The 12,099-nt window shown below is 30.8% G+C and carries 11 protein-coding genes and 1 pseudogene; 4 read left to right on the top strand and 8 right to left on the bottom strand.

What is annotated here, in order from left to right; translation table 11 throughout:
* Window positions 1-106: 106 nt before the first annotated feature.
* From KPL51_RS04715 to ade, 4 genes and pseudogenes are all read right to left on the bottom strand, one after another.
* Window positions 107-874 (bottom strand): annotated as a pseudogene (locus KPL51_RS04715) (amidohydrolase family protein); the annotation flags it as partial.
* Entirely contained in the window at window positions 823-996 is a 174-nt protein-coding gene (locus KPL51_RS04710) for a hypothetical protein (protein ID WP_216158002.1), read from the bottom strand. The pseudogene KPL51_RS04715 and the gene KPL51_RS04710, both read right to left, overlap by 52 nt.
* 90 nt (window positions 997-1,086) lie before the next feature.
* Window positions 1,087-2,445, bottom strand: coding sequence for a uracil-xanthine permease family protein (locus tag KPL51_RS04705; RefSeq protein WP_216158000.1), 1,359 nt, complete (start codon window positions 2,443-2,445; stop codon window positions 1,087-1,089).
* Between the two features lie 367 nt (window positions 2,446-2,812).
* Window positions 2,813-4,537 carry an adenine deaminase gene (gene ade, locus KPL51_RS04700; protein WP_244998004.1) on the bottom strand — a complete coding sequence of 575 codons (1,725 nt, stop codon included), beginning with the start codon at window positions 4,535-4,537 and terminating at the stop codon, window positions 2,813-2,815.
* 296 nt (window positions 4,538-4,833) lie between these two features.
* Here ade and KPL51_RS04695 point away from each other — a divergent pair, with 296 nt between their 5' ends.
* Together KPL51_RS04695 and KPL51_RS04690 are read left to right on the top strand one after the other, a co-directional pair.
* Window positions 4,834-5,475: a helix-turn-helix transcriptional regulator gene (locus KPL51_RS04695; RefSeq protein ID WP_216157998.1), complete on the top strand. Its 642-nt coding sequence runs from the start codon at window positions 4,834-4,836 to the stop codon at window positions 5,473-5,475.
* A gap of 29 nt (window positions 5,476-5,504) precedes the next feature.
* The gene (locus KPL51_RS04690; RefSeq protein WP_216157996.1) at window positions 5,505-6,896 is read left to right on the top strand and encodes a PLP-dependent cysteine synthase family protein; all 1,392 of its coding nucleotides are present in this window, start codon (window positions 5,505-5,507) and stop codon (window positions 6,894-6,896) included.
* Between the two features lie 57 nt (window positions 6,897-6,953).
* Here KPL51_RS04690 and KPL51_RS04685 read toward each other — a convergent pair whose 3' ends face one another.
* The 3 genes from KPL51_RS04685 to KPL51_RS04675 form a co-directional block, all read right to left on the bottom strand.
* Entirely contained in the window at window positions 6,954-7,931 is a 978-nt protein-coding gene (locus KPL51_RS04685) for a 2-hydroxyacid dehydrogenase (RefSeq protein ID WP_216157994.1), read from the bottom strand.
* Window positions 7,932-8,144: 213 nt separating this feature from the next.
* Complete coding sequence (locus tag KPL51_RS04680; RefSeq protein WP_216157992.1) at window positions 8,145-8,792, bottom strand: L,D-transpeptidase family protein; 648 nt, start codon at window positions 8,790-8,792, stop codon at window positions 8,145-8,147.
* Window positions 8,793-8,928: 136 nt separating this feature from the next.
* The gene (locus KPL51_RS04675; protein ID WP_216157990.1) at window positions 8,929-9,639 is read right to left on the bottom strand and encodes a DUF8091 domain-containing protein; all 711 of its coding nucleotides are present in this window, start codon (window positions 9,637-9,639) and stop codon (window positions 8,929-8,931) included.
* Between the two features lie 468 nt (window positions 9,640-10,107).
* Between KPL51_RS04675 and KPL51_RS04670 the strand changes: the two genes are divergently transcribed.
* The gene (locus KPL51_RS04670) at window positions 10,108-10,599 is read left to right on the top strand and encodes a metallophosphoesterase family protein (RefSeq protein ID WP_216157988.1); all 492 of its coding nucleotides are present in this window, start codon (window positions 10,108-10,110) and stop codon (window positions 10,597-10,599) included.
* A 111-nt stretch (window positions 10,600-10,710) separates the two neighbouring features.
* Window positions 10,711-11,568, top strand: a complete 858-nt coding sequence (locus tag KPL51_RS04665; protein ID WP_216157985.1) for a phage holin family protein — start codon at window positions 10,711-10,713, stop codon at window positions 11,566-11,568.
* Window positions 11,569-11,774: 206 nt separating this feature from the next.
* On the opposite strand, the gene KPL51_RS04660 is transcribed toward KPL51_RS04665, so the two are convergent.
* On the bottom strand, window positions 11,775-11,987 hold the full coding sequence (locus KPL51_RS04660; RefSeq protein WP_216157983.1) for a heavy-metal-associated domain-containing protein: 213 nt from the start codon (window positions 11,985-11,987) through the stop codon (window positions 11,775-11,777).
* Window positions 11,988-12,099: the final 112 nt, after the last annotated feature.

Below are 12,099 nucleotides of genomic sequence, written 5' to 3'. Positions count from 1 at the left end.
GTTCCCATCAGGTTCCAGTTACTTTATCAAAAGCATCAACTCTTCTAATACTTTTTCCAATACTCATTTTATGCCTCCTTATATACTAAATATATTCTTTCTTTCTTTAATACTCTTTTACAAATTTCTTTGCCACCTCATGGCTTTCATGATAGATTTTTTCTTCATCAATATTTACAAGCACACCATCTTTCACTACAATTACACCATTTACCATAGTATAATCCACAGCACATTTAACCCCCACAGTACTAAGTAGAGCTTTAGGATCAAGTTCAGCTCCTATAAGCTCTATCTTATTAAGGTTTATCATAAATAAATCTGCTGCCATTCCAACAGATAGTTTTCCAATATCTGAGCGTCCAAGAACTTTTGCACTACCTTTTGTAGCTATTTTTAGTATGTCATATGCAGTTGGTGCATTTTTACCAGAATTTAATCTATGGAGTAAAAATGCAACTCTCATCTCTTCAAGCATGTTTGAACCATCGTTGCTTGTGCTTCCGTCAACCCCAAGCCCAACTGGTACTTTTAGCTTTAGCATTTGAGGAATCTTAGCAATTCCCGATGACAACTTCATGTTAGATATAGGGCAATGGGCAATCCCTGTTCCAGTTCTAGCAAGTGTTTTAATTTCATCACCATTAAAGCGAATGCCATGTGCAAACCATACATCGCAGCCTAGCCATCCCAAGCTTTCCATATACTCAAGTGGCCGCATATTAAATTTTTCTAAAGTAAATTTTTGCTCATCCGCCGTTTCTGCAAGATGAGTATGTAACCTAACCCCCAGTTTTCTTGCAAGTTTAGCTGATTCACGCATTAAATCTCCAGTAACACTAAATGGTGAACAAGGAGCAAGAGCAACTTTATTGCACCGTTTTCAATATACATATTTATATTTTCAAATAAACTGTCATCATCATCACAGGTTACAAGATACTTAATATTTTTAATGAAATCGAATTTTTCATTATTTTCTCCTAGTCTAATCATGAAACAATAGCTGTTATATTATCACATAATTAGTGTCTCCCCTAAAATTACTATCTTATCTAAATAGAAAGCATTTTAATTATTTATATATTACATTGCCTTTTTTATTGGTTCAATTGTTTTTGAATCTATGTTTAATTTGGATTCATCTTTTAATACTATGTTAAGTAATAAAGCTACCACTGTACCTGCACTTATTCCTGAAGAAAAGAAACTCTTAACTGCCGCTGGCATGCTACTTAAAATATCAGGTCTTACGGAAACCCCTATGCCAACGCCAAGTGAAACAGCAAGAATAAGCATATTTCTATTGTTAAGTTCTACATCTTTAAGGGTCTTAATTCCTGCTGATACAACCATTCCAAACATTATAATACCTGCACCACCTAAAACTGGATTGGGCATAATAGCAACGATTGCTCCGAATTTTGGAAATATTCCCAGTACCATTAGGATAATTCCCGAAATAGCAACTACAGATTTACTTGCTACTTTAGTAAGCGGTATAAGTCCAACATTTTGTGAAAAGGAGGTATTGGGACCAGCATTAACAAATCCTGCAATAAGAGAGCCAACTCCATCGCAAAGTATACCCCTTGAAATATCTTCTGATGATAAATCTTTACCTGCCGCTTCACCAACAGCGAAAAGACATCCTACTGTCTCAACAGTTGTTACTAAATAAGCTGTAATAAATGCAACAAATGCGGAGAACTTAAAGGTGATCCCATATTTTAAAGGCATTGGGAAAGCAATCCAACTAGCATTTGTAATGGTTGAAAAATCTAACATGCCAAGTGGAAAACATATTGCATATCCAAATATTAAACCAATTATAACTGATGCAGTAGAAAGGATTCCTTTTCCATATCTATTTAATAATACAATTACCGTCAAGACTGAAAGCGCTATACATAGATTTCTTATGCTACCATAGTCTTTAGATCCAACTCCACCAGCAGACCAATCTATTGCTACCGGTAATAAAGTCAAACCAATTAACATAACAACTGTTCCTGTTACAATGGGAGGAAAGAATTTCCTTAGTGGTCTTATAAAGCGACTTAAAAAAATCTCAATAAAAGATCCCATTATCGTTGCCCCAAATATTCCCGGTAATCCATAAGCCGCACCTACCACTAAAGAGGGCCCAACAAATGTAAAATCAGTTCCCATAACACATGGAAGTCTAGCTCCAACAGGCCCAACCCCTCTAGCTTGAATATATGTAGTTATACCCGCTGCAAATAGTGCAGCACTTACTAAAAATGCAATATCCTGTCCAGGTAATTTTAAAGCGCCACCAACTATTAGCGGCACTGCAACAATACCCCCGAATGCTGCCATAATGTGCTGAAACCCGAGTAAAATTGACATGCCCATTGGCGGTTTATCGTCTATCTTGTATAAGATATCATCGTTGCTTTTAGATGAATTTACTGTTTTCATAAAACATCCCCCTTAAATAATTGAATTTTTTGGATTATTTTTAACGTAAATCTTAAGATATGTAATTGAAATAAATGCATTTATTTTATGTGTTTTCTTCATTCAGATTACCATTTTAAAAATTTAAAGTCAATAAAATTTACAAAATATTTTCACAATTCAAAAAACTTTAGTAATTCTTATAAGGTCTTCTCTTATTACTGCTATGTTTTTCAAAGGTAAATAAAAAAGCAAGTTGCTTTATGTTATAAAAGCAACTTGCACAATACACTTATAAATAAATGCTTATTAATATGAAGGGTTTAGATAATATAATAATACAGTTTAACTAATACTCTTTTATATCATAATATTATTTTATATACCCTTACAAATTGGTAAGCTCGAATTTTGTCACATCAAATAAACCTTTATCAGTGATTTTAAGCTTAGGAATAACAGGTAATGCCATAAATGCTAAAGTCATAAAAGCATTTACGTTATCATTGATGCCCAATTCTTCCATAGCAATTTTATTAAGCTTCTCATGGCCTTTTGACACAGTCTCTAAATCTTTACTAGACATTATCCCTCCAATATCTAAAGGCAAACATCCCCTCACTTCACCATCTTTTACAATAACCAAACCTCCACCAATATCTCTTATCTTTTGGACAGCTATTTTAACGTTCATGTCATTATTACCTATGACCACCAAGTTATGTGAATCATGTGCTATGGTAGAAGCAATAGCTCCATTTTTCAGACCGTATCCTTCAATTAAACCCTTACCAATATTTCCAGTGCTATTATGTCTTTCAAATACATAAATAGGTAAAACATCCACAGTTTCATCATATGTATAATACCCATCATCATCTACCTTTACATCTCGAATTACACTTTCAGTAAAAAGACTATGATCCATAATTTTAATGACTTTTGCAGAGCTCGCTGTTATTTTTATTTTTAAATCATCCTCTGTAAAATCTTTTATATTAACACTATTAGATACAACTTCTAATAATTTTTTATCTTCTTTTATAGATTTATACCAATCCTCTTTTATTTGCTTGCCTTTTTTAAAAGTCTTTAACACATTAAAATCTGTCAAATTATCAACTATTATAAAATCCGCTATATATCCAGGTGCAATCGCCCCAAGATTTTTAAGGCCATAACATTCTGCTGAATTTAGTGTGGCCATTCTAATAGCAGTTATAGGACTAACTCCTGCTCTTATGGCAAGTCTAATGTTATTGTCTATATGTCCTTCATGTAAAATATCAGTAGGATGCCTATCATCCGTGCAAAAAGTAAATCTGCGTTCATTGAATTGATTTACAGCACCAACTAAATCCAATAGATTCTTAGCAGCTGAGCCCTCTCTTATCGCAATATAAATTCCATTTCTAAGTCTATCTAATACCTCTTTATGGTTCATACATTCATGATCTGTTTTTACACCAGATAGTGCATAGGCATTTAATTCTTTTTCTTTTATTATAGGCCCGTGCCCGTCCACTATTTTATGATATTTATCAGTAAGTTGAAGTTTTTTCATAATGCCTTCATCTGTAAAAACAACCCCTTGATAATTCATTAGTTCTCCAAGACCTAATACTCTTTCATTTTGCATAAGTTCTTCTAAATCTTCCGCTTCTAATACGGCACCTGATGTTTCAAATATGGTAGCAGGGACGCAGGAGGGCAACATAATATATACATCAAGAGGTAAATTTTCACTGGATTCAATCATATACTTTATCCCCTCAAGTCCTTTAACATTAGCTATTTCGTGGCAATCAGAAATAACAGTTGTAGTTCCCCTTGGTAGTACAGCCCTGGCAAATTGATATGGCGAACTCATAGATGATTCTATATGAACATGGGAGTCAATTAACCCAGGAACTATATATTTACCTTTACCATCTATTACCTCTTCACCTTCGTAATCACCAATACCAACAAATATTCCATCGCTAATGGCCAATTTACCATAAATAATTTCTTGTGAGAAAACATTTATAACATTGCAATTTTCAATAACTAAATCTGCTTTTTTTCTACTAGTGGCTGCCTGGATTAAATCTTTAGTTTTACTTATTTTCATATTAATAACTACTCCTTTGTATACCATATATTTCATCACATTACCATTTAAGAAAATAAAAGTCAATAATATTTACAGAATATTTTGTAAACTAAATTTATTTTCATATAACCAATAAATTTATTTCTTACAACGCATAATTCATTATATTAAATATATTACTAAAAATTTTGTAAATCAACTTTTTTTTTGTAAATTAGATTGATTTTAAAAATAAAGATTGATATACTTAATTATAGAACATTTGTAATATTCTTTTAATTTCAAACAATATTATATGAATTGTGAGGTTATGTATGGAAAACGATTGTAATCTAGATTTTCTAAAAAGATTAGCTAAAGGTATTTCAGTTCAATTTGGACGAAATTGTGAAGTAGTTATACATGACATATCTTCCGATCATGTAGATTACCCAATTATCTTTATTGAAAATGGTCATGTTACACACAGAGATACAAGTACTAGCGCTTCCCGGATTGTTTTAAATGCTTTAAAACATGTTTCTACATCCCTGGAAGATAAATTAAATTATACTACCAAAACTCATGATGGTAAAATCCTAAAATCAAGTACCATCTATATACGCGATAGTGAAAATAAACCTACGGGTATATTTTCTATAAATTACGATATTACAGAATTAACTATAGCTAAAAATTGCATAGACTCCCTAACTAGTTATAAAGAAGATATTGATGAGGCAAACCAAATCCCTCAGAATGTTAATCAACTTTTAGATGACTTATTAGATGAATCTGTAAAAAAAATAGGTAAACCTGTTGCACTTATGAGTAAAGAAGAAAAAATACAAGCTATTCAATTTCTCAATGAAGCCGGTGCTTTTTTAATTACAAAGGCTGGCGACAAAACAGCAAACTTTTTTGGTATTTCAAAGTACTCCATTTACAATTATATAGATATTAAAAATAAAATTTAATATAATTAAAAATCAAGGAGGATAAAAACATGTCAAAAAATTTAGTTTGGGGACCCACTTTTGAGGAGATGCTTAATCCAGAAACAATACCTTGTGAAATAAGAGAAAAGGCTTTAAAAGCAAGAATTGAAGCTCCATTAGATCCTATAAATTTATTTAATATTAATTGGACTGACCATAATGGAAAGGTATGTTATATGGTTATTCCTAAAGAACTCACCGGTGTTTGTGCAAATATAATAGTTATGTATAGCAAAAATTTCCCAACAGGCAGCCATAAAGTTGGTGCAACATATTCCGTTACTATGGAAAAACAATTAGCTGGAGAAATAATACCAGGCATTGATACTATTGTCTTTCCTTCCACAGGTAATTACGGTATAGGCGGTTCTTGGACAGGTCCTCGTATGGGTTATACTACAAAAATAATTCTTCCAGAACTTATGAGTAAAGAACGTTTTGAAAAAATTGAATATTATGGTGCTACTTATATTAAAACATCTGGTTGTGAAAGTAGTGTTAAAGAAATATATGATAAGTGCTGGGAACTAAAGGCTGAAAGCCCTAATAACAAAATTTTAAATCAGTTTGAGAGCTTTGGTAATTACATGTTCCACTATCATGTAACAGGAAATTCAATTGATAAAGTAGTAAAAGAGCTTAAAGAAAAAGGCATTGGTAATGGCAGAGCTGCCGCTCTAGTTTCTTCCATGGGCTCTTCAGGTACTATAGCTTCAGGTGATAGATTAAAACAATTGTATCCTGAAACAAAAATAATTGGGTTAGAACCAATACAATGCCCAACTCTATATAGTAATGGCTTTGGTGATCATGATATACAAGGAATTGGGGACAAACATGTTACTTGGATACACAATGTTATGAATATGGATGCAATGATTTGTATTGACGATATGGAAAGTAAAAAGGGCTTACAACTATTAACAAGTGATATTGGAAAAGATTATCTTGTGGATGTGGTTGGTATGTCTAAAGAAAATGTGGAGTCTCTTTCACAAATTTTAGGTATATCTGGAGTTTGTAATTTAATTGGAGCTATCAAAACTGCTAAATATTATGAAATGACTGAAAATGATAATGTATTTACCATCTGTACTGATACCATTGATAGGTATCATTCGGTAATGAATAATCTAGATAGTGAATTTGGTCCTATGGACAAAACTGAAGCTGCTGTTAGATATAATTGTATTTTTAAAAATATTAAACTAGATTACATCCAAGAAGGCACCTATGCAACCAGAAAGAGATGGCATAATTTAAAATACTACACTTGGGTAGAACAACAAGGAAAAACCGTTCAGGAACTAAATTCTCAAAAATCACAAGATTATTGGATAGAAAAACAAAGTCAAATAAAAGGTATTGATGAGAAGTTAAAGGAAGTAAGAGGATATTAAATCCTAAAACAAAGCACTCCTATTCACTAAGTGAATGGAAGTGCTTTGTTAGTCTTATTATTTTAATACTTCATTGTTAACACAAGTATCAGGTTTTTTATCTTGAAGCACTTTAATGATGTTTTTAGCTGCAATTAATCCCATATTTGTTCTTGTCTCCATAGTAGCTGAAGCAATATGTGGAAGGATTACAACATTGTTCATGTCTAGAAGTTCTGGCTCAATTTCTGGCTCATTTTCATATACATCAAGCCCAGCTCCCCATATTTCACCTTGCTTAAGGGCTTTAACTAATTCTTTTTCATCAATTACTGGACCTCTAGATGTATTAACTATAACTGCAGTTTTCTTCATCATAGAAAATTCCTTTTCACTAATATAATGAGTGGTAGAAGGCAATAGGGGTACATGCAATGAAACAAAGTCAGCTTCCTTTAACAATGTTTCCTTATCAACATAAATAGCCCCTAATTCTTCTTCAATTTTAGAATTATGCCTTAGACCAGTGTAAAGTATTTTCATATCGAAAGCCTTAGCTTTCTTTGCAAAGTTAAAACCAATTCTCCCCGCTCCTACAAGACCTAGTGTCTTACCAGTGATGTCTCGTCCAAGAAACATCATAGGATCCCAACATTGAAAAGCACCATTTCTTGTAAATTTATCTGCCGATACTATTCTTCTAGATACCGCCATAAGAAGTGTCCATGCAAGATCTGCAGTTGCATCATCTAACACTCCAGGAGTGTTTGTAATGATTATCCCTTTTTGGGTAGCTGCAGTTATATCAATATTATTGTAGCCCACACCATAATTAGCAAATATTTTGCATTTGCTTCCAGCAGCCTCAAGCACCTCTGCATCAATATTATCAGTTATAAGGCATAAAACCGCATCCATTCCTTTAACTTTTTCTAGCAGCTCTTCCCTTGTTAAAACTCTATCTTGTGAATTTATTTCTACAATAAAATGTTCTTCTAAAAGTTCAATAACCTCATCTGGTATCATTCTTGTAATGTAGACTTTCTTCTTATCCAATATATTCTACCTCCTGTAATTATAATGTCCTCTTGTAATAGTATATTTCTTTATTTTTACAGTTTAAATATATAATTTATAGATATATCACTTATATATATAAATTATATATTTATATTATACTTCATCATATACTCGCTAAAAAGTTAATTTTTAAAATATTAACAAATATATTTTACTCTAAGGACATAATTTACTTACTAATTTTCTTTCCTATTCATAAATTTCCACAGGAGTATTCATTTTAGCATAATCCCAAATAATCCTAATATCATCATCGGACACTGCCATACATCCAAATGTCCAATCACCTTGATTTCCGCCACCATGTATTCCTACTGACCCACCTAAAGAAGTTGTCCAATCTGGTCTTTTCCCATTTTCAATTTGAGTCTCTATTTCTTTAAATGCAAGGTCATCTATCAAACCATTTTGTAATCCCCTCTTTGCATCTTCTATATTAGGATAACTTAACCCTAGGAAAAGAGTATACTTACTTTCTTCATTTCTTGTGCAGACATAATATTTACCTTCTGGAGTTTTCTTATCGCCATCCTTATACTTATCACCAATTACAGCTCCCCCTAGGGCAACTTTAAATCTACCTATTAATATATCATCTCCATATACTTCTAATGTCCTTAAGCCTTTGTATACCTTTATAACTACCTCCTGGGGTTCTGTTGAAGGCTTTGTAAAAAACAAGTTCTCACCCGCCAGAGTCCAAATTATTTGTTTATCCGATTCATCTACTTCATAAAAGCTAGCATTGTATGCTTTAAAATTGTTTTTATATATTTCATAGGCACCTATTGCCCCCACTGCAAGTAATGTTCCAATAACTATATCCTTTTTTTTCAATTGTATCTTCCTTTCTATCTTATATATTATATATTTTCCATTATTCTTACTTTAAATCTACTTTCTCATAAAATTTAAAAATAATATAATTTTTAAGTGTTGATAAATACTATAGCTTTCATTTATTATTCACAATTTAACATATCTCAAATATAAGTTCATTTCGAAGTTTTCCTACTTCTTTAATAATCTCCATTTTTTTCAAACAATATGTTACTTTCCTTGCCTTATATACTGTAATTTTTAATGTTTTTGCTAATTCTTTATTTGTAAACTTCTCAGTTAATTCATTTGGTAGAAATCTCAAAAAATCTTTTTTCTCCTTAAAGATAACTTTTTCTACAACCTCCACTAACTTTCTATCCACAATACTAATACCTTTTCTTCTCCAGCTTCCCTTCCCATCCTTACACCTTATCTCTTCTTCTTTAGTCAATAATATCTCCAGTATAAAATTCTCTTCCTCTATCAAATCAGGTATCCTAATTAGTTCATCAAATAAATCCAATAGCTTCCCTTTTTTAGGAGATTTTCTTCTACTAATTAATTTATCCAAATCATCCATTGTTACTATATATTTTTCAATAGCTATCGGGTGTACAAGCCTAACCATATTATATTTAACCAAGGCCCTTAGTTTATTACCAATAGCACTAAAATTCCTTGTTTGTATTTCTATTAATGAATCTTCTCTTACTAAATCAATTATATATTTATCCACTTTTACTTCTAACCTATCCCCTGGCATAGCATACCATTGCTTAATAGATGAATGCAGTGATCTCTCATTATTTATATTTATTCCTGATTGCTCCAAAACATAGACTATATCTTCTGTTTGTCCCATTTTTTCTCCTCGCCATTAACGTTCTATTTAAGTTATAATTTATTATACAATAATCATACCAAAAATGTTATGATAAAGGAATTAAATACGGAATATATTGTTAAAGATACTGTGTAAAATAATATATATTTTTAAATTAGATATTTTTTTTAGATTATGCTAACAAAAATATATATTGCGTAGAATGCATTTGAACAAACCATAGTAATTCACAATTTATTTTATTTATAGCTGCGTGTAGAAAAATGCATGTTTGAGCATAGCGAGTTTGCATTTTTTAGCAGATATGAATAAAATAAATTTTAGAATTACTCGGTGATGTGAATGCATTTTAGCAATATATATTTTTCGTTCTAGCATAATATAAGAAAAACTTCTATTAAAACTTTATAATGTATTTGATACTTAAATACTATTTATGTATCAAGGCACACTATATATTAATATACTAATATAAGGTGATGAAATATGAAAATTGTGATATTATCTGATACTCATGTAAAAAAACATAACGATAAAATTTTCAAATTCTTAGATAATATATCTAAAGATACTGATATGATAATTCATGCTGGTGATTATGTTTCCTCTAGTGTGGTATCAAAACTAAGAGAGCATAAAAATTTTGTTGGCGTATGGGGGAATAATGACAAAGGATACATTAGAGATCTATTAAAAGAAAAAATGATCATCTCCGTGGAAGGTTATAACATTGGTTTGTACCACGGTCATGGTAATAACAAAAATACACTAGAGAGTGCTTATAACCAGTTTAGTGGAGATAAAGTAGATATAATTGTCTTTGGTCACAGTCATCAACCACTTATTTTGACTAAAAATAAAATACTCATGATAAATCCAGGTTCACCCTCCTACAAGAGACGTGAACCATGGTATTCTTACGTTATTTTAGAAATACAAGATAGAAAAATAAATGTTCAATTGAAGTTTTTCAATTAAACATCATCCATATCATTTCTCTTAATTACTGCATATATTATATGGAATAATTAATTGTTGAAATTATTTATTCCATATTTGCATTTGTGCACTCTTAATGGAGATGAAAAAATGGTCACAAACGAAAATCCCCTAAAAATATATGAAGTATCTGGAATATTAGGATTTCTATCAAATATGTTTACAAGCATGCAAACTTCCTATATTATTCTCTTAGTGCTTATTATTTTAGATACTTTCACAGGAATATCTACCGCTATAAAATACAAAAGATTTTCCAGTACTGGATTACGTAAAGCTACTAAAAAAGTTATCACTTATACACTTTGCATAATCACAGTTAGATTGCTAGAGGCTATTCTAAGTCCCCTAATAACAACCAGCATGTTATCCCAAATTATTACAGCTTATTTAGGTATCACAGAAAGTGTAAGCATTTTAGAAAATCTAACCCTACTGGGAGTGCCTATATCTGCTAATATTATACCATTACTAATTAAAACCTTAAAGATACCTTTGTTAAATACTATATTAGAAACCTCTAAAAATAAAAAAAATGACTTTTCTGATATTGATGATATAATAAATTATCAAATTCCTACTTTTGAGGATAAATATATACGAAGATTTTTAGAAATTAAATGTGATGTAATTAAATGTATTATAAATCAAATCCTGCTTATAGATGAAACCACTTCTGATAATATGGATATATTCTTTTATAAGATACTATCAACAGTAGAATTAGGTTTCAATGATATGAATAAGAAATGGGAAGAAGAAAAAATCCCAACTAACTATATTAAAAATCTTTCCTCGCAGAACCAACCTAAAGTAGCTATATGCATTGGAAAACTTAAAGGTATTTGTTATTCAGACAAAAGCACAAGCGAGAAAAAGAATCAAATCATCGATTGCATTTTAATAATTTTATATCAAACAATAATTGATGCACGTAAAATCATTTAATCGTAAATCCTAGATTTTAATTTAATCTAGGATTTATTCACCTTTTGATCATCAAATTTTTTATTTTAAAGTGTTCCATATATCATTGCATTCACATAATATAAACAAATTCAGATATAATTAACACTGCCCCTGTCCATTAAAATGAACAGGGGCAGTGTTAATTATGCTAACATTTATAATCATAAAGCTAAGTAGTCGCTGTATTAATCTTCTTCTATTTCAGTAACTTCATATCCTGCATCTTCAATAGCTTCTGTAATTTCACTATCGTTTATTTCATCTTCAAATTCCGCTGTTGCAAATTTTTCTTCTAAATCAACTTTTACTTTAATAGCACCAATGTCTAATAGGGCTTCTTTAACATGGCTTACACAATGACTGCAACTCATTCCATCAATATATATTTTTTTCTTCATTTATAATACCCCTTTCGATTGTTAATTTATATTATTATATATGTTCCATTTTAAATTATATAATCAATAAGTCAACTTAATTTTATAATAATTGCAAAAATTCTTTTTTATC

Source organism: Clostridium bowmanii (genome assembly GCF_018861315.1).
GTDB classification, from domain to species: Bacteria; Bacillota; Clostridia; order Clostridiales; family Clostridiaceae; genus Clostridium_AD; species Clostridium_AD bowmanii.
The sequence above is the reverse complement of the archived record's forward strand: the minus strand, read 5'-3'. Positions and strand labels throughout refer to the sequence as shown.